This window comes from Streptomyces sp. NPDC030296 (assembly GCF_055572815.1).
This window is the reverse complement of the sequence record NZ_JBVICQ010000021.1, coordinates 47,973-65,508: the sequence shown is the minus strand read 5'-3', so window position 1 is coordinate 65,508 and position 17,536 is coordinate 47,973. Positions and strand designations below refer to the sequence as shown.

Here is a 17,536-nt window from a genome sequence, read left to right as displayed (position 1 = left end):
CATGGAACCGCTCCCCCGCTGGCCGGAGTAGAGCGCACGGACGGGCGCACGGCCACACAGCGGGGGCACGCGGCAACAGTCCGTACTCTGTCCGTACTTTCGTACGGACCACATTCCCGCCATCCGGATTTAGGCCCCTTAACGCTTGGGATGCGGCGAACTACGCTGGGTTTACGAATGCCGCGTGCCTATGCCGCCGCGGCAGCCGTCTGTTCGAGGGGTGGCGCATGTCCAGGGAGCAACGCGGGCCGAACGAAAAGCTCGGCGCCGTTCTCGCCCTCGCGGGAATCAGCAACGCAGGACTCGCGCGTCGCGTCAACGACCTTGGCGCTCAACGCGGGTTGACGCTGCGCTACGACAAGACGTCGGTGGCGCGATGGGTCTCCAAAGGCATGGTCCCCCAGGGCGCCGCGCCGCACCTCATCGCGGCCGCCATCGGCCAGAAGCTCGGCCGGCCCGTGCCGCTGCACGAGATCGGCTTGGCCGACGCGGATCCCGCACCCGAGGTGGGCCTCGCCTTCCCCCGTGACGTCGGACAGGCCGTGCGGTCGGCGACCGAGCTGTACCGCCTCGACCTCGCGGGCCGCCGCGCCGGCTCCGGCGGCATCTGGCAGTCCCTCGCCGGATCGTTCGCGGTCAGCGCGTACGCGACGCCCGCCTCACGCTGGCTGATAACCCCGGCCGACAGCTCGGTGGCGCGCGAGGCGAGCTCCGCGGAGGGCTCGGGGTCGCCGCTGAAAGTCGGCCACAGCGATGTGCAGAAGCTGCGCGAGGCCGCCGAGGACGCCCGGCGCTGGGACTCCAAGTACGGGGGCGGCGACTGGCGTTCGTCGATGGTCCCGGAGTGCCTGCGGGTCGAGGCCGCGCCGCTGCTGCTCGGCTCGTACTCCGACGAGGTGGGACGCGCCCTGTTCGGAGCCTCCGCCGAACTCACCCGCCTCGCAGGCTGGATGGCTTTTGACACGGGTCAACAGGAGGCTGCCCAGCGGTACTACATCCAGGCGTTACGGCTCGCGCGCGCCGCGGCCGACGTGCCGCTCGGCGGGTACGTGCTGGCCACGATGTCGTTGCAGGCGACCTATCGCGGGTTCGGCGACGAGGGCGTCGACCTCGCGCAGGCCGCGCTGGAGCGCAACCGGGGGCTCGCCACCGCCCGCACCATGAGCTTCTTCCGCCTCGTCGAGGCACGGGCACACGCGCGTGCGGGCGACGCGGTGGCCGCCGGGGCCGCCCTCAAGGCCGCCGAGGGGTGGCTGGAGCGGGCCCGCGACGGCGACAACGACCCGTCCTGGCTCGGCTTCTACGGCTACGACCGGTTCGCCGCGGACGCGGCGGAGTGCTATCGCGACCTCAAGGCGCCGCGGCAGGTGCGCCGCTTCACCGAGCAGGCGCTGTCACGGCCGACGGAGGAGTTCGTCCGCTCGCACGGGCTGCGGCTCGTCGTGTCGGCGGTCGCGGAACTGGAGTCCGGCAACCTCGACGCGGCGTGCGAGCAGGGCGTACGGGCGGTGGAGGTCGCGGGGCGCATCTCCTCGGCCCGCACGACCGAGTACGTGAAGGATCTCCTGCACCGGCTGGAGCCGTACGGGGACGAGCCGCGGGTGATCGAGCTGCGGGAGAGGGCACGGCCACTGCTGATGACCCCGGCGTAGGCGCTCCGCTTGGGGGTCGGGCGCCTGGTCGTGTGCCGGGTTTGTGTGGTTTTGCGGGTTCGGGTGTGTGGGGGGTTTGCGCGCAGTTCCCAGCGCCCCTTCGGGGGTGGCCGGTGGTCCGACGTGACCGAGGCCATGGAGACGTCTTTCGGGTTTGAGGGCATTGTCAGTGGTGCAGTGCACTATCAGAGTCGGGAGGTGGGGCGCGTGCGAAGGCTGGGCGCTTACGACTGTGATGTGCTCGTGGTCGGCGGCGGGATCGTCGGGCTGTCGACGGCATACGCGATCACACGTGCCGCGCCGGGGACACGGGTGACCGTCCTGGAGAAGGAACCGGGCCCCGCCCGGCACCAGACCGGGCGCAACAGCGGGGTCATCCACAGCGGGATCTACTACCGCCCCGGATCACTGAAGGCCCGGTACGCGGTCGAGGGCGCCGCCGAGATGGTGAAGTTCTGCGCCGAGTACGGCATCCCCCACAAGGTCACCGGGAAGCTGATCGTCGCCACCGAGCGCTCGGAGCTGCCCCGGCTGCACGCCCTGGTGCAGCGCGGCCGGGAGAACGGCATACCGGTCCGGGAACTGGGCCCCGCCCAGATCACCGAGTACGAACCGGAGGTGCGCGGACTCGCCGCCATACACGTCGGGACCACCGGCATCTGCGACTTCGTGGGCGTCGCCCGGCAGCTCGCCGCGGCCTCGGGCGCCGACATCCGGTACGGCGCCGAGGTCGAGCACATCGACCGGCGGGCCTCGCTCGGCGTGGCCGTACGGATCCGCGGCGGTGACATCGTCCGGGGGCGCGTCCTCGTGAACTGCGCCGGGCTGCACTGCGACGAGGTGGCCCGGCTGACCGGGGACGAGCCCGGCATGCGGATCGTGCCGTTCCGGGGGGAGTACTACGAGCTGGCCCGGCCCGAGCTGGTGCGGGGGCTGGTGTATCCGGTGCCCGATCCGGCGTTCCCGTTCCTCGGGGTGCATCTGACCCGGGGCATCGACGGAGGCGTCCACCTCGGGCCCAACGCGGTGCCGGCGCTCGCCCGCGAAGGGTACGGCTGGGGGACCGTACGGGCGCGGGAGCTGGGCGCGACCCTGGCGTGGCCCGGAGCCTGGCGGATAGCGCGGCGGCACTGGCGGTACGGCGCCGGGGAGCTACGGCGCTCCCTGTCCAAGCGGGCGTTCACGGAGGCCGTCCGGCGGCTGCTGCCCGGGATCTCCGAGGGGGACCTCGTACCGGCCGCCGCGGGAGTGCGGGCGCAGGCCGTGCTGCGGGACGGGACGCTGGTGGACGACTTCCTGATCCGCGAGGGTGCGCGGGCGGTGCACGTACTGAACGCGCCGTCGCCCGCGGCGACCGCGTCACTGCCGATCGGGCGTGAGGTCGGGAGGAGAGCGCTGACGGCGCTGGCCGCGGTGTGACTTCGGCCGCGGCCGCCGCGGCGTGCCGGCCGCGGCTCGGGGGGCCGCTGCGGCTTTGAGTTCGGGCCGCTGCGGCTTTGAGTTCGGGCCGCTGCGGCTTTGAGTTCGGGCCGCTGCGGCTTTGAGTTCGGGGCCGTGGCCCGTGCTCACGGCCGCTCCGGGTCCGCCGTCCGCGTGGCCACCGTAAAATTGGGCTCACTGTGTCTGAGTCTGCCAATGCCCCCGAGTCCCGCACCTCCGGTGCCTCCCCTCGGCATACCCGTGCCAAGGGTGAGCCCCGCTTCCCGGACGGGCCCAAGGCCGATCCCGCCGGGGCGCACTTCGAGCGGCGGATCAGGAGCTTCCAGCCCCGGCGGAGCCGGGTGACGGCCGGGCAGGCGGACGCCCTCCAGCGGCTGTGGCCCAAGTGGGGGCTCGACATCGACGGGCGGAAGCTGGACCTCGTCGAACTGTTCGGCAACGAGAACCCCGTCGTCCTGGAGATCGGCTTCGGGATGGGCGAGGCGACCGCCGAGATGGCCACCGCGGACCCCGGCACCAACGTCCTCGCCGTCGACGTCCACACCCCCGGCCAGGGCAACCTCCTCAATCTCGCCGACCGGAACGGGCTGTCCAACATCCGGGTCGCCAACGGCGACGCGATCATCCTGCTGCGGGAGATGCTCGCCCCCGCCTCCCTGAACGGGCTGCGCGTCTACTTCCCCGACCCCTGGCCGAAAAAGCGCCACCACAAGCGGCGGCTGATCCAGCCGGAGTTCCTCACCCTCGTCGCGTCACGGCTCCGCCCCGGCGCGATCGTGCACTGTGCGACGGACTGGGAGCCGTACGCCGAGCAGATGCTGGACGTGCTGACCGCCCACCCCGACTTCGAGAACACCCGGCCCGACGGCGGGTTCGCGCCACGTCCCGGCTTCCGGCCGCTGACCCGTTTCGAGGCCCAGGGACTGGACAAGGGTCATGTGGTGAACGATCTGCTCTTCCGCCGCGTAGATCAGTAGGAACCGCTTCCAACCCCCCATAGGCGCCCGAACAATCCCACACACACCCTCGCGACCGGTCGCACGGTACGACGTCGCGGGCAGCGCCCATCGCTCGTTAGGGTCAACGCAATGGCCACCGGTCCCCTCTACCCGACGCACCCCAGCGGCACCGCCGGGGCAGGTGCGTTCAGGCCCCCGCGCTGGTGGCAGCGGAAGAGCGTCAAGTACGGCTCTCTCATCGCACTGCTCGCCCTGTCCGGGCTCGTCATCCTGGCGCTCGTCCGCGAGCAGACCGGCACCGAGGGGTTCCTCGTCGGGCTGGGGCTCGCGGTGCTGCCCGTACCGCTGCTCGTGGCCGCGTTCCGGTGGCTGGACCAGGTGGAACCCGGGCCCTGGAAGAACATGCTGTTCGCGTTCGCCTGGGGGGCGTGCGCGGCGGCGCTCATCGCGATCGTGGCGAACAGCTTCGCCACCCAGTGGATAGCCACGGCCACCGCCGACCCGTCGCACGCCGACACCCTCGGCGCCACCGTCATAGCGCCCGTCGTCGAGGAGACCGCCAAGGCCGCGGCCGTGCTGTTGATCTTCCTGTTCCGGCGGCGGAACTTCACGGGCCTCGTCGACGGGGTGGTGATCGCGGGCGTCACCGCGACCGGGTTCGCCTTCACCGAGAACATCCTGTACCTCGGGACCGCGTTCGGAACGGACCAGCTCAGCGGGGGGAGCGGGCTCGCGTCGGTCACCGCCGCGACGTTCTTCGTGCGGGTGATCATGTCGCCGTTCGCGCACCCCTTGTTCACCGTGCTCACCGGCATCGGGTTCGGGATCGCGGCCAGGGCCGGGGAACGGCAGCCCGTGCGGCGGGTGCTGGTACCGGTCGGCGGGCTCCTGCTCGCGATGGGCATGCACGCGGTCTGGAACGGGTCCGCGGCGTTCGGGGAGTACGGGTTCTTCGCGGTCTACGCGGTGTTCATGGTGCCGATGTTCGGGCTGCTGACGTGGTTGTCGATCTGGGTGCGGCAGCGGGAGCTGCGGGCCGTGCGGGAGGAACTGCCGGTGTACGCGGCGGCGGGGTGGCTGACGCCGCCCGAGCCGTTCGTGCTGGGGTCGATGCGGGCCCGGCGGGTGGCGCGGGACTACGCGTCGTACCACTTCGGCAAGGCTGGTGCCCGGGTCGTCGCGGAGTACGAGGTGTACGCGACGTCGCTGGCCTTTCTGCGGCGGCGGGGGCGGTTGGGGCGGGGCGGGAGTGACTTCGTGCTCCGCGAGCGGCAGCTGCTGTTCGAGCTGTGGCGGCGGCGGGAGCTGGCTCGGCCGGCGTTGGCCTACGCGGGGCGGGGGGTGGTGCCGGTGGCTGCGCCGGGGCCGTCGATGCCGTTGCCTTGGCCGGGGTACGGATACGGGTACGGGTATGGGTACGGCCAGGGGCCGGGGCTTGGGCACGGGGCTGGGGCGGCGTCGCCGTATCCGGCGGTTTCGGCTGTGCCGTATCGGCCGTACTGGTCTTAGCGGTGGGTGGGTTGCTTGCGGCTTGTGGGGGCTGGGGCGCCCTCGGGTGCGGGGTGGGTCGGGGGCGCGCCGGGGGGTGTCCATCCTCGGAACGGCGCGGAATCGGTTTCTCGGGAAGCGGGACCCGTTGACGCGCCAACCGCTGCGGGCGGACACCCCCCGGCACACCCCCTTGCGTCCGTACGCGGCACACCCGCCGCGGGGCCTGCGGCGCCCCGGCGACATGCGTCGGGTCGTCCGTGTGCGGCGGGCCCGTCCCTGGGGCTTGCGCCGTCGCGGTGCGGGTTACTCCGATGCCTCTGTCAGGGTCTTCAGTTCCTCCGGAGTGAGGGTGAGGTCGGCTGCTGCCAGGAGTGGGGGGAGTTGGGTGGTGGTGCGGGCCGAGGTGATGGGGGCGGTTACCGTCGGCTGGGACGCGAGCCAGGACAGGGCGATCGTGGCGATCTCGGCGTTCCTGGAGCGGGCGATCTCGTCGAGGGCGGCGAGGACGCGGGGGCCCCTCGGGGTGTCCAGGTAGGCGCCGGCGCCGGCGGCGCGGGGGCTGTCGACCGTGGTGCCGGGGCGGTACTTGCCGGTGAGGAAGCCCTTGGCCAGGGCGAAGTAGGGGACTGCGGAGAGGCCCGCGTCGGCGGCCACCGACTGGAGGGCGCCCTCGTAGGTGTCGCGGGAGACCAGGTTGTAGTGGGGCTGGAGCGCCACATAGCGGGCCAGGCCCTCGCGGGCCGAGAAGTCCAGGGATGCCTGGAGGCGCTCGGGGGTGATGTTGGACGCGGCGATCGCGCGGACCTTGCCCGCCCTCACGAGGTCGTCGAGGGCGGTGATGATCTCCTCCACGGGCACCTCGGGCCTGTCGAAGTGCGTGTAGTAGAGGTCGATGTGGTCGGTGCCCAGGCGGGCCAGCGAAGCGTCCGCGGCGGCCTTGATGGTGGCGGCGGAGAGGCCCTGGTACTCGGGGTGCTGGCTGACCTTCGTCGCGATCACCACGTCGGCCCGGTTGCCGCGGGCCTTCACCCACCTGCCGATGATCGTCTCGGACTCACCGCCCGTGTTGCCGTCGACCCACGCGGAGTAGGAGTCGGCGGTGTCGATGAAGTTGCCGCCGGCCTCGGCGTAGGCGTCCAGGACGGCGAAGGACTCTGTTTCGTCCGCCGTCCAGCCGAAGACGTTGCCGCCGAGGGAGAGCGGAAAGACCTCGAGGTCGGACGTGCCCAGCTTGCGAAGAGAAGTCATGTGTTGCTTCAACCACCCGGTCCGACGGTCGCATTCCGGGTGACATGACGGACGCCGCGTCAGGCCTTGGCCTCACGCGGCGCCACATTCGTCTCGGGCGGGGCCGAGGTCAGACGGTCAGGCCCTTGCTGCGCAGCCACGCCGCCGGGTCGATGCCGGTGCCCGAGCCGGCCGTGTGGACCTCCAGGTGGCAGTGGGCGCCGGTGACGTTGCCCGTGGCGCCGACGCGGCCGATGACGTCGCCCGTGCCGACCTTCTGGCCGACGCTGACGCTGATGGAGGACTGGTGGGCGTACCAGATCTCGGTGCCGTCGTCGAGCGTGAGCACGGTCTTGTAGCCGTACGAGCCGTCCCAGCCCGCCTGCGTGATCGTGCCGCTGTGGACGGCCTTGAGGAGGGTGCCCGTGGGGGCGGCGAAGTCGAGGCCGGTGTGGTAGCCGGAGGACCAGTAGGGGCCGGCCTGGCCGAAGGTGGAGGTGATCGTGTACGAGGAGGTCGGCAGCGTGTACTGCTTGGCCAGGGCGGCCAGGCGCTCGGCTTCCTTCTTCTTCGCGGCCTCTTCCTCCGCCTTCTTCTTGGCGGCGGCCTCCTTGGCCTCGGCTTCCTTCTTCTCCTCGGCGGCCTGGTCCGCGGCCTTCTTCGCGGCGGCGGTCTGGGCGGCCTCGGCGGCCTTCAGGTCGAACGCGTCCTGCTGGGACTCGGCCTGCTGCATGATGCGCGCGCGCAGCGCCTCACCGGCGTCGGTGGTGCCCTGCTGGGTGTCGGCGGCGATGAGGCCGGCCTGGCTGAGCGGGGCGGTCGAGCCCTCGGGCTCGTCGGCGGCGTCATCGTCCTCGAAGACCGAGCCCACGTTCGGCATGTCCGGCATGGAGATGGCCACCGGGGCCTTGCCGCTCTGGGCGCTGGCCATGCCGGCGCCACTGACGGCGGCTATGACGCCGACGCCGAGAACCGTGGAGCTACGGGCGAACCCGCCACGCTGCTTGGTCTTGGCCACACGGTGCCGACCGCGGACGGGGCGGAGGGACTCCGCGGTGGGGTTCCACTCCTGGAAGGGGCCCTCGTTCTCGCTGTCGTAGCTGCCGAAGCCGAAGGTCTCTGGTTCGCCGCTGCGTTGGCTCGGCACGAACGGGGCTTCGGTCGCGGACCGGTTGGACGCCACGTGGGGCGTACTCCTTTCCTTCCTTCGCCTACCGGGTTAGCTGACGGGTTCGGAGCGGAAGGTCTCCTACGCGCGTAAACCGAACGTGCTCCCACGGCGGTTTGCGCGCGATTCACCCCAGGGTGGTGGTTCCCCGGTTCCCTACGGGATTCGGCGCGTGAGCACGGAGCCGCCTCTTGTGACGGCTGGGACGACCGCGCTGCGTTATCGAACGTTAATAGACGCGGGGGCGGCATTCCAAGCGATTCTGAATGATCGTTCGGCTTTCTGCGCTGGACTTACGGGTCATCAGCGGTGGAAAACGGGCGAGTTGACCCCGCCTCGGACGCTCCAGTCGCGCTGACGGTGCGTCAGTTGTAATGCGGAGGGGGTTCGGGTGGGCACGCTCAGTGAAATTCCTCAGGGGCGGTGCGCGGCCAACAGCGCCATGTCGTCCGCGGCTCCGTCGCCGGTGTGCTCGCGGACCTCTTCGGCGAGCGTCGTCACAGGGCGCGCGGGGCGGGGAAGTACGGCCGGCGAGCCGGGCGGCCGGGTCGGAGAAGACGCCGTCCGCGTTCCGCGCCTCGGACAGGCCGTCCGTGGAGAACAGCAGCGTCGCGCCGGCCGGGAACACGACCTCCTCCGCGCGGTCCGGCCAGGTGCCCAGCTCGTCGAGGCCGAGCGGCAGCGCGGTCCACGGGGTGTCGAGGGTCCCCAGAGCGCCGTCGGCGTGGAGCAGCAGCGGAGCCGGATGACGCCGGTTGAGATACGGCCCAGTCCGGCGCCGGGCGGGAACTCCGCGAGGACGGCCGTCACAAACCCCTCGTACGGCACGGTGGGGTCCCGCCGCGCGGGGGTCCCGCCTGGTGACCTCCCGTGCGAGCGCCCGCTCCAGCCGCTGGGCCACGGCCTCCAGGGTCGACTCCTGCTCGGCCGCCTCCCGGAACGCGCCGATCAGCACGGCCACCGCCGCCACCGCGCCGAGCCCCCTGCCGCGTACGTCCCCCGCGATCAGCCGTAGACCGTGGGGGGAGTTCTGCACCGCGTACAGATCGCCGCCGATCGAGGCCACGCCCTGCACGGCCTCGTACCGCGCCGCGATCTCCAGCCCTCCCCGATCCGCTCCTGGGGCCTCGGCAGGACGGCCCGCTGCGCCGCCTCCGCGATCTCGCGGGCCGTGGCGAGGCGGGCGTCACTGCGCCGGACGAGTCGGTTGACGGCCACGGCCAGGACGGCGACGGTGGCGACGGTCGAGATCTCGGTGAGCGCGTCCGCCTCGGTCGAGATCTCGGTGAGCGCGCCCTCCTCGCCCACGCTGCTGTACCGCGGTCTGCGCCGCGGTGAAGAAGGGGACGGCCCTGAGTCACGCGGCATGAAGTGGTCGTAGCAGAGGCCGCTGACGACGAGGAGGACGGGCAGGAACCGCACGAGGGCGCGGGCGTAGCCCAGGGCCTGTCGTTTGGATCACGCCTGGGCCGCGGGGCGTGGCACGCGCGTCACGCCCCGCTCACCGGAGCAGTCAAGGCACCGTTGCCGAAGTCGGCATGATCCAAACGAAAGACCCCAGAGGCCCCCCGCCGGCGTCCCGGCCGGGCGTTCAACCCGCCGTCAGTTCCGCCAGGGGCAGGGTGTGCTGGGTGGTGAGGACCTTCGCCCGGAGGTAGCGGACGTTGTGGGCGGTGGTGAAGACGCCGGTGGGGACGCGGTGCCGGACGCCGACGCCGAGGTCGCGCAGTTGCCGCGCCTTGTCGGGGTTGTTGGAGAGCAGGTCCAGCTCGTCGATGCCGAGGGCGCCCAGCATCTGGGCCGCAGCCGTGTAGTCGCGGGCGTCCTCCGGCAGCCCTAGCGCCGTGTTCGCCTCGTAGGTGTCGAGGCCCTGGTCCTGGAGGGCGTACGCGTCGAGCTTGTTGTAGAGGCCGATGCCGCGGCCCTCCTGGCGGAGGTAGAGGAGCACCCCGCCCTGGTCGGCGATCCGCTCCACCGCCTCGCGCAGCTGGGGACCGCAGTCGCAGCGGGCCGAGCCGAAGACGTCGCCGGTCAGGCACTCGGAGTGCATCCGGACCAGCGGGGCCGTGCCGGGGGCGGGGTCGCCGACCACGATCGCCAGGTGCTCACGGCCGTCGACGAGGCCGTGGAAGGTGACCATCTCGGCGTCGACGCCGTAGCCGTCCTGGAAGCGCAGCGGTACCCGGACGCGGGCACGCGGGGTGGCAGCGGGGAAGTCGGGCATGCGGGTTCTCCGGTCCTGGGTGTGACTGCCGCTGTGCTTCAGTTTTGAATCACAGCGCTCGCCGCGACCCTATCCCCTGCTTCAAATTTCAAGCAACCAGTAGGCAACCAGTTTTGGGATGCGTCACATTGAAGGGATGGGGGGAATAAAGGCCGCCCCCTCATCCCTCGTCACCGGGCGACAGGGTCGGGCGGGGTCACTGGCCCGAGGGGCAGGAGCGGCGGCGCCACGGCAGGTCGTCGGGGCCGTTCTGCTGGGCCTCCTCCCCCTCGATCGCCGCCGCGATGGCCGAGCAGATCTCCTCGAACTGGCCGACCTGCTCGGGGGTGAGGTGGTCGAAGACCGCCTTGCGGACCGACTCCACATGCCCGGGCGCCAGCCGCTCCAGCAGGGCGAGGCCCTCGTCGGTCAGGACGGCGATGCTCCCGCGCTTGTCCCACTGGCAGTTCTCGCGCCGGACCACCCCGTCCTTCTCCAGCCGGGTCACGACGTACGTCAGCCGACTGCGCGTGATCTTCGCGTGCTCGGCGAGATCGGTCATCCGCATACGCCGGTCCGGCGCGTCCGAGAGCACGGCCAGCACCGCGTAGTAGAGGTGCGGCATGCCCGCCTCCTGCTGGAGCTGCCGGTCGAGCGCGTCCTCCAGGAGCGTGCTCGCGGCGAGGTAGGCGCGCCAGGCACGCTGTTCCTCGGGGGTGAGCCAGCGGGTCGTCATACGTACAGTGTAGTTATTGTTTAAAAGTTGAACCACGCCCGGCCGGTCAGCCCGTCGTTCCAGCCCGTCAGCCCGTCGTTCCAGCCCGTCAGCCCGTCACTTCAGCCAGCCAGACCAGGGAGCGTCTCCATGCCCCAGCCCTATGTCCTGTTGTCCGCCGCCGTCTCCCTCGACGGCTACCTGGACGACACCGGGCCCGAGCGGCTGCTCCTGTCGGGCCCGACCGACTTCGACCGGGTCGACGAGGTGCGCGCGGCCAGCGACGCCATCCTGATCGGCGCCGGCACCCTGCGCACCGACAACCCCCGGCTGCTGGTGAACTCCCCCGAACGGCGCGCCGCCCGCGTCGCCGCCGGCCTGCCCGAGTACCCGCTCAAGGTCACGGTCAGCGCGTCCGGCGATCTGGACCCGAACGCCCAGTTCTGGCACACCGGCGGCGAGAAGGTGGTGTACACCACGGACAAGGGCGCGGAACACCTCCGCACGCTGGGCCTGCCGACCGGCCCGGCCGGCGTGGACGTGGTGTCCGTCGGCCCCGACCTGGAGTGGTCCGCCGTCCTCGACCACCTCGGTGACGTACGCGGCGTGGGGCGGCTGATGGTCGAGGGCGGCGGACGCGTCCACACCCAGCTGCTCCAGCAGGGCCTCGCGGACGAACTGCAGCTGGCCGTCGCACCGGTGTTCGTGGGCGAGGCCGAGGCGCCGCGGATGTTCGGGACGGGCGCGTACCCGGGAGGCCCGAGGAGCCGGCTGCGGCTGGTGGAGACGAGGCCGGTCGGCGACGTCGTCCTCATCCGCTACGTCCCCACGGTCCCCGGCCCCGGCCCCGCCGTCTCCGCCGCCGACCGCCACTGGCTGGCCCTGGCCTGCGAACTGGCCGCCGAGTGCCCGCCCTCCGGGACGGCTTTCAGCGTGGGCGCGGTCGTGGTCGCCGCGGACGGTACGGAGCTGGCCCGCGGCCACTCCCGCGAGGCCGGCGACCCCGTCGCCCACGCCGAGGAGGCGGCCCTCGCCAAGCTCGACCCCACCGACCCGCGCCTGGCCTCCGCCACCGTCTACAGCAGCCTGGAACCCTGCGCCCGCCGCGCCTCGCGCCCGGCCCCCTGCGCCCGGCTCATCCTCGACGCCGGCGTACGACGCGTCGTCACGGCCTGGCGCGAGCCGGACACGTTCGTGCCGGACGCGACGGCCCGCAACGCGGTCCTGGCCGAGGAGGGCGCGGTGGTCGTCGTCGTACCGGAGTACGAGGAGCGGGCGAAGGAGCCGAACCGGCATCTGGTGGGCTGAGAAGCCGAGCGTCGCGGAACGGCTGTGTTCGGGGTCTCGACAAAGCCGTGTGCTTCGAGTCCCGCGCATGACGTACACTGGTTTCACCGACGCGGGGTGGAGCAGCTCGGTAGCTCGCTGGGCTCATAACCCAGAGGTCGCAGGTTCAAATCCTGTCCCCGCTACTGAAAGACCCGGGGCCGGAATCCGATGAGGATTCCGGCCCCGGGTCTTTGTATGCGCGCGGAGGTCAGGCCCTGACCGCGTACACCGTGCCGCTGTCGTTGCCCACGTACACGGTGCCGGCGGCCGCCGCCGGAGAGGAGCGGATGTCGGCGCCGGTGCGGTAGGTCCAGATCGATCGGCCGGTGTCGGCGCGCACGGCGTAGAGGTTGCCGTTCTTGCTGCCGACGTAGACGGCGTCGCCGAGGACGGTCGGCGAGGAGTACACGACGTCGCCGATGGTGAACGCCCACTTCCGTCGGCCGGTCAGCGCGTCGACGGCGTACAGACGGCCGTCGTCGCTCCCCACGTGGACCACACCGCCGGAGACGGCCGGCGAGGAGCCCACGCCGCCCCGCGTCTCGAAGGTCCAACGCGGTTCGCCCGTGTCGCAGTTGACGGCGTAGAGGTTGCCGTCGTAGCTGCCCGCGTAGACGATCCGGTCGGCGGCGGCCGGGGAGGACTTGACGTCGCCGCCCGTCCTGAAGGACCAACGGGGCTGCCCCGTCTCGACGTCGACGGCGTGGAGGCGGGAGTCCTCGCTGCCGACGTACACCTTGTTCCACGCGACGAGCGGCGACGAGCGGATGCGGCCGCCGGCGGTGAACGTCCACTTGCGGTCGCCGGAACGGGCGTCGACGGCGTAGAGGCGGCCGTCGTCGCAGCCGACGTAGACGACGCCGCCCGCGACCACCGGTGAGGAGTTGACCTCCCCGCCGGTGCTGAACTGCCAGCGCTGCTCGCCGGTTCTCACGTCGACGGCGTAGAGGTGGTAGTCGGCGCTGCCGAAGTAGGCGACCCCTCCGACCACTGCCGGGCAGGTGTAGACGCCGTTGCCGGTGCCGAACGCCCAACGGCGCTTCCCGGTCTCGGCGTCCAGCGCGTACATGCTGCCGTCCCTGCTCCCCGCGTACACCAGCCCGCCGGCGGCGAGCAGGGCCGGGGCGACCGGGCCGCCGGTGCCGTACTTCCACGCCAGGGTGCCGGGCTTCGGGACACCGCCGGACGGGTCGCCGAGGGTGTCACTGCCCCTGCTCCTGCCGGGGTCGCCGTCGCCGCGCCCGAGCAGATAGGTGCCGACGCCCACGGCGGAGACGGCGCCCGCTCCGGCGAGAGCGACCAGGACGCGACGACGAGTGGGCAGGAGCGGCTTCGAGGGGGCGGCGGTGCCGGGCGAAGGCGGAGGCGCGGTCTCTCCCGGCGGTACGGGCGTGGGGGCGCCCGCGTCGCGGGGCGCCGGGACCTCCGTCGCGGCGATCGTCTCCGGGGCGGGCGCCGGACCTGTGGAGGCCGCCGCACCCGATGCGGGCGCCGGACCTGAGGCGGGCTCCGGACCCGGGGCGAGACGGAGGTCCGCCGCCGTGCCGTTCGGCGGCGCGGCTCCGGCGGCCTCCTCCGCCCGGCGCACGGAGGCGGCCACGGGCGCGGGCAGCCAGTCCCCGCCGCCGAAGGCGAGGGTGGTCGTGTCGTCGCCGTACGCCGGGCCGGGCACCGGCGGGATCCGGCGGGCGAACTCGGCGAGCAGTTCCTCGACCGTGGGTCTGAGCGCCGGGTCCTTGTCGAGGCAACGGGCGAGAAGGGGCCGGAGGTCCGTGGGGACCGCGGACAGGTCGGCGGTGTCGTGGACCACGCGATAGGCGACACCGGCCACGGAACCGGACCCGAAGGGCCCACACCCGCCGGCGGCGAAGACGAGGACCCCACCGAGGGCGAACACGTCGGAGGGTCTGCCGGCACGGCTGCCCGTCAGCTGCTCGGGCGACATGAAGGCGGGAGTACCGACGACGGCCCCGCTCCGGGTCAGCGAACTCGACCCTGCGCTGATCGCGATGCCGAAGTCGATGACCTTGGGCCCGTCGGGGGCCAGCAGCACATTGGAGGGCTTGAGGTCCCGGTGGACGAGCCCGGCGGCATGGATCGCCTGGAGCGCCTCGCTCAGGCCCGCCCCGAGAGCGGCCACCGACGACTCGGGCAGCGGTCCGTGCCGTGCGACGGTGGCATCGAGCGAGACACCCGCGACATGGACCGTGGCGAGCCACGGCGGGTCCCCGTACGGATCCGCGTCGACCACCGCCGCGGTGAACGCCCCGCTGACCGCCCGCGCGGCCGCCGCCTCCCGGGCGAACCGCTGCCGGAACTGCGTGTCCTCCGCCATCTCGGGCCGGATCACCTTCACGGCCACGGCACGCCCGCCCGGCGACCACCCCAGATAGACCCGCCCCATCCCGCCGGCCCCGAGCCGCGCCACGATCCGGTACGGCCCCACCTGCCGCGGGTCGCCGCTCTCCAATGTCTGAGACATGGGTCCCCCTGCCCCTGCCGGAGGGCCATTCGCTCCCCCGATGTCCGTCCCGTCCATGATGTCCGACGGGACCCCGATCCACGCCCCCCGCTGCGCCTTCGGACGCGACGGACGGGGACCGGGGTTCCCGTCGCTCCCGACGCTGCCGCCGCCGCTCCCGCTCCCGCTCCCGCCCATCAACGTTTCCTCGGTGTACTCCGTCGAATGAGAAAGGGGGGAAGGCGGGGATCGGAGGTGAACTATCAGCCCGAGTCGGACGAAGCCCTGCTGCGCCGGGCCTTCGCCCTGATCGGCGGCCGATCCTCAACGGGCCGGTTGCCGGGCCGGTGCCAGCCGGCGGCTCAGTCCCAGCTGGCGGTCCGAACTCCCGTACGGGACCGGTGTGGCGGTGTCGACACGGGGCTCGTCTCCGCCGCCGCCTCGGCTCACCCCCTGCACACATCCGCGCACCCGGCCCCGAAAACACATCGGCGCCCGAGCCGACCGAAGCCGACCCGAGCGCCGCACCGCAGGTCAGAGAGGCAGTGCCTCACCCGCGAACCGTAGGCCCTGTGGGACTCGAACCCACAACCAATGGATTAAAAGTCCACTGCTCTGCCAATTGAGCTAAGGGCCCAGGCGATGTTGCCTACCCGAGCATAGCCGGACGAGGCCGGGACTCCGATCGGGTATCGGTGACCCGGCCGCGTCGGGGAGCCGCAAAAAGGTTCGCCGCAGAACAGAACGGGCGGAAGATCGGCGGAAGCAGAGCGAAATGGCGGGTCGGGCCCGGCGGACGCCCGTTCCCGACACCCACACCCGCCCTACGGATCCACCGGCTCCGGTGCCCCCTCCCTCCCCTTCGCCCGCGCCACGTTCCGTTCGTGTTCGGGGTTGAGGAACCAGTGCCGGGCCGAGGCGGTCCACCAGACCGCGGCGAAGCCGAGGACCACCAGGACGGCCACGGGGGCGTAGTTGAAGTTCTCCCAGGTGACCGGGGAGAGCTGGGGCAGCATGAAGAGGACGGTGATGACGAGGACCCAGGTCACCGAGATGACGCCGATCGTCCGTGACCAGCGGCCCAGATGCCAGGGCCCCCGCTCGAACGCGTCGCCCTTGCGGAGCCGGAGGAGCGTCGGGATCACGTACGCGATGTAGAGGCCGATCACCGCGATGGAGGTCACGGCCGCGTACGCCGTCACGTTGATCAGATACGGCAGGCCCAGGACGAGCGCGCCGCCCGCCGCCAGCCACACCGCCGCGACGGGTGTCCGGGTGCGCGGGCTGACCGTGTGCCAGACGTGCGAGAAGGGCAGCGCGCCGTCGCGCGAGAAGGCGTAGATCATGCGGCTGTTGGCGGTCACGGACGCCATGCCGCAGAACAGCTGCGCGCCGATGACGACGAGGAGCAGCAGCTTCCCGGCGGTGGCGCCGAGCGCGTCCATGAGGATCTGGGCCGGCGGCACCCCCGTCGCGGACTTCAGGGCGCCGTCGTACGACTGGATGGCGAAGGTGAAGCCGAGCAGCAGCACGAGTCCCGCCACCCAGGACGTCCAGATGGAGCGGACGATGCCCTTGGGGCCGGCCGTGGACGCGTCGCGGGTCTCCTCGGTCATGTGCGCGGAGGCGTCGTACCCGGTGAAGGTGTACTGCGCCATCAGCAGGCCCAGGAGGACGACGTAGAACGCGCTGCCCCAGCCCGTGTTGTTGACGAACTCGGTGAAGACGAAGGACGCCGAGCGGTGCTCGTCGGGGACGATCGCGAGGGCGCCGACGATCACCACCACGCCCAGGACGTGCCACCACACACTGATGCTGTTCAGCAGGCCGACGATGCGGACGCCGAAGGTGTTCAGCAGGCCGTGCAGCAGCAGGATCGCCGCGAACAGCAGGATCGTGCGGCCGGGCGTCACCTCGAAGCCGAACTCCAGGTTCAGGTACGCGGCCAGGAACGACGCCGCGCCGAAGTCGATGCCGGCGGTCACCGCGACCTGGCCGAGGACGTTGAACCAGCCCGTGAACCACGCCCACGCCGCCGCCGTGCGGGGCGGCGCCAACCGGTGCGACCAGAAGTACAGGCCCGCGGAGGTCGGGTACGCCGAGCAGATCTCGGCCATCGCGAGGCCGACGAACAGCGTCATCAGCCCGACCCCGACCCAGCCCCAAGTGATCACCGCCGGGCCGCCGGTGTTCATGCCGAACAGGTACAGGGTCATGCAGCCGGACAGGACCGAGATGATCGTGAAGGAGACCGCGTAGTTCGAGAACGCGGACATACGGCGTGCGAGGACCTGGGTGTAGCCCAGTTGGGCCAGTCGTTCCTCGTCCGACACCGTGACCGACACCGAGTCCGGGGCGGAGGCCCCGGACGCCCCACGGGCTATGCCGTCATCTGTCATGCCCCCAGCAATTCCCGCGTGGAGGCCGTGACATGCGTCACAAGATGGCTGGAAATCGGCGCCCTACGAAAACGCCGTGGCCCCCACCCGGAAGGTGGGGGCCACGGCGTTCACGGACTGGGCTCTCGGCCTCGGTCAGCCGTTGCGCTTCCAGCGCGGCTTGTCCTCGCGCCGGCCGAAGGAGCCGGTGCCGCGGTGGTCGTCACGGCGGCCGTACGGGCGCTCGTGGCCGCCGGAGCGGAAGCCCGGACGGTCGCCCTGGCGGTCCCGGTTGAACGGACGGTCGCTGCCCCGGTGACCACCGCGGTCGTCACGGCGCTCGAAGGAACGGCCACCGCGGTCGAACCCACGGTCACGGTTCTCGCGGTTGAACCCACCACGGTCGTCACGACGCTCGAAGGAACGACCACCCCGGTCGTCACGACGGTTGTCGCGGTTGAAGCCGCCCCGGTCGTCACGACGCTCACCGCGGTTGTCACGGTTGTCGCGGCT

13 protein-coding genes, 2 tRNA genes, 1 pseudogene and 1 riboswitch are annotated in these 17,536 nt (G+C 71.9%); of the genes and pseudogenes, 6 read left to right on the top strand and 10 right to left on the bottom strand.

Annotation, left to right across the window (positions count from 1 at the left end; translation table 11 throughout):
• The first annotated feature begins 227 nt into the window (after positions 1-227).
• The 4 genes from ACZ4Z3_RS38490 (at position 228) to ACZ4Z3_RS38475 (ending at position 5,560) form a co-directional block, all read left to right on the top strand.
• A complete protein-coding gene (locus ACZ4Z3_RS38490) occupies positions 228-1,652 on the top strand; it encodes a hypothetical protein (RefSeq protein ID WP_009320877.1) in 1,425 nt (474 codons plus the stop codon).
• A 207-nt stretch (positions 1,653-1,859) separates the two neighbouring features.
• Entirely contained in the window at positions 1,860-3,071 is a 1,212-nt protein-coding gene (gene lhgO, locus ACZ4Z3_RS38485) for an L-2-hydroxyglutarate oxidase (RefSeq protein WP_468505408.1), read from the top strand.
• Between the two features lie 200 nt (positions 3,072-3,271).
• Complete coding sequence (gene trmB, locus ACZ4Z3_RS38480; protein WP_468505407.1) at positions 3,272-4,069, top strand: tRNA (guanosine(46)-N7)-methyltransferase TrmB; 798 nt, start codon at positions 3,272-3,274, stop codon at positions 4,067-4,069.
• Positions 4,070-4,180: 111 nt separating this feature from the next.
• The gene (locus ACZ4Z3_RS38475; RefSeq protein ID WP_468505406.1) at positions 4,181-5,560 is read left to right on the top strand and encodes a PrsW family intramembrane metalloprotease; all 1,380 of its coding nucleotides are present in this window, start codon (positions 4,181-4,183) and stop codon (positions 5,558-5,560) included.
• A 285-nt stretch (positions 5,561-5,845) separates the two neighbouring features.
• Here the strand turns inward: ACZ4Z3_RS38475 and ACZ4Z3_RS38470 are convergent, their stop codons facing one another.
• The 6 genes from ACZ4Z3_RS38470 to ACZ4Z3_RS38445 form a co-directional block, all read right to left on the bottom strand.
• Entirely contained in the window at positions 5,846-6,790 is a 945-nt protein-coding gene (locus ACZ4Z3_RS38470; RefSeq protein ID WP_468505405.1) for an aldo/keto reductase, read from the bottom strand.
• Between the two features lie 109 nt (positions 6,791-6,899).
• Complete coding sequence (locus ACZ4Z3_RS38465; protein ID WP_468505404.1) at positions 6,900-7,952, bottom strand: M23 family metallopeptidase; 1,053 nt, start codon at positions 7,950-7,952, stop codon at positions 6,900-6,902.
• 10 nt (positions 7,953-7,962) lie between these two features.
• A riboswitch (cyclic di-AMP (ydaO/yuaA leader) is annotated at positions 7,963-8,118 on the bottom strand.
• A gap of 48 nt (positions 8,119-8,166) precedes the next feature.
• A complete protein-coding gene (locus ACZ4Z3_RS38460; protein ID WP_468505419.1) occupies positions 8,167-8,907 on the bottom strand; it encodes a SpoIIE family protein phosphatase in 741 nt (246 codons plus the stop codon).
• Positions 8,908-8,942: 35 nt separating this feature from the next.
• Complete coding sequence (locus ACZ4Z3_RS38455; protein WP_468505403.1) at positions 8,943-9,359, bottom strand: hypothetical protein; 417 nt, start codon at positions 9,357-9,359, stop codon at positions 8,943-8,945.
• Positions 9,360-9,528: 169 nt separating this feature from the next.
• The gene (locus ACZ4Z3_RS38450; RefSeq protein WP_468505402.1) at positions 9,529-10,161 is read right to left on the bottom strand and encodes a GTP cyclohydrolase II; all 633 of its coding nucleotides are present in this window, start codon (positions 10,159-10,161) and stop codon (positions 9,529-9,531) included.
• 196 nt (positions 10,162-10,357) lie between these two features.
• A complete protein-coding gene (locus ACZ4Z3_RS38445) occupies positions 10,358-10,876 on the bottom strand; it encodes a MarR family winged helix-turn-helix transcriptional regulator (RefSeq protein ID WP_468505401.1) in 519 nt (172 codons plus the stop codon).
• A 129-nt stretch (positions 10,877-11,005) separates the two neighbouring features.
• Here ACZ4Z3_RS38445 and ACZ4Z3_RS38440 point away from each other — a divergent pair, with 129 nt between their 5' ends.
• Entirely contained in the window at positions 11,006-12,163 is a 1,158-nt protein-coding gene (locus tag ACZ4Z3_RS38440) for a dihydrofolate reductase family protein (RefSeq protein WP_468505400.1), read from the top strand.
• 90 nt (positions 12,164-12,253) lie between these two features.
• A tRNA-Met gene (locus tag ACZ4Z3_RS38435) sits at positions 12,254-12,327 on the top strand.
• A gap of 65 nt (positions 12,328-12,392) precedes the next feature.
• Here ACZ4Z3_RS38435 and ACZ4Z3_RS38430 read toward each other — a convergent pair.
• From ACZ4Z3_RS38430 to ACZ4Z3_RS38415, 4 genes and pseudogenes are all read right to left on the bottom strand, one after another.
• The gene (locus ACZ4Z3_RS38430; protein ID WP_468505399.1) at positions 12,393-14,666 is read right to left on the bottom strand and encodes an outer membrane protein assembly factor BamB family protein; all 2,274 of its coding nucleotides are present in this window, start codon (positions 14,664-14,666) and stop codon (positions 12,393-12,395) included.
• Positions 14,667-15,209: 543 nt separating this feature from the next.
• Positions 15,210-15,282: transfer RNA gene (locus ACZ4Z3_RS38425), tRNA-Lys, on the bottom strand.
• A 187-nt stretch (positions 15,283-15,469) separates the two neighbouring features.
• Positions 15,470-17,044 (bottom strand): amino acid permease, encoded by a 1,575-nt coding sequence (locus ACZ4Z3_RS38420; RefSeq protein WP_468505398.1) that lies wholly within the window; start codon positions 17,042-17,044, stop codon positions 15,470-15,472.
• Between the two features lie 135 nt (positions 17,045-17,179).
• Positions 17,180-17,536 (bottom strand): annotated as a pseudogene (locus ACZ4Z3_RS38415) (DEAD/DEAH box helicase); the annotation flags it as partial.

Coding starts and splice junctions, on each gene's coding strand:
- ACZ4Z3_RS38490 (WP_009320877.1), top strand. CDS start 228: ATGTCCAGGGAGCAACGCGGGCCGAACGAAAAGCTCGGCGCCGTTCTC.
- ACZ4Z3_RS38475 (WP_468505406.1), top strand. CDS start 4,181: ATGGCCACCGGTCCCCTCTACCCGACGCACCCCAGCGGCACCGCCGGG.
- ACZ4Z3_RS38470 (WP_468505405.1), bottom strand. CDS start 6,790: ATGACTTCTCTTCGCAAGCTGGGCACGTCCGACCTCGAGGTCTTTCCG.
- ACZ4Z3_RS38450 (WP_468505402.1), bottom strand. CDS start 10,161: ATGCCCGACTTCCCCGCTGCCACCCCGCGTGCCCGCGTCCGGGTACCG.
- ACZ4Z3_RS38445 (WP_468505401.1), bottom strand. CDS start 10,876: ATGACGACCCGCTGGCTCACCCCCGAGGAACAGCGTGCCTGGCGCGCC.
- ACZ4Z3_RS38440 (WP_468505400.1), top strand. CDS start 11,006: ATGCCCCAGCCCTATGTCCTGTTGTCCGCCGCCGTCTCCCTCGACGGC.
- ACZ4Z3_RS38430 (WP_468505399.1), bottom strand. CDS start 14,666: ATGTCTCAGACATTGGAGAGCGGCGACCCGCGGCAGGTGGGGCCGTAC.
- ACZ4Z3_RS38420 (WP_468505398.1), bottom strand. CDS start 17,044: ATGACAGATGACGGCATAGCCCGTGGGGCGTCCGGGGCCTCCGCCCCG.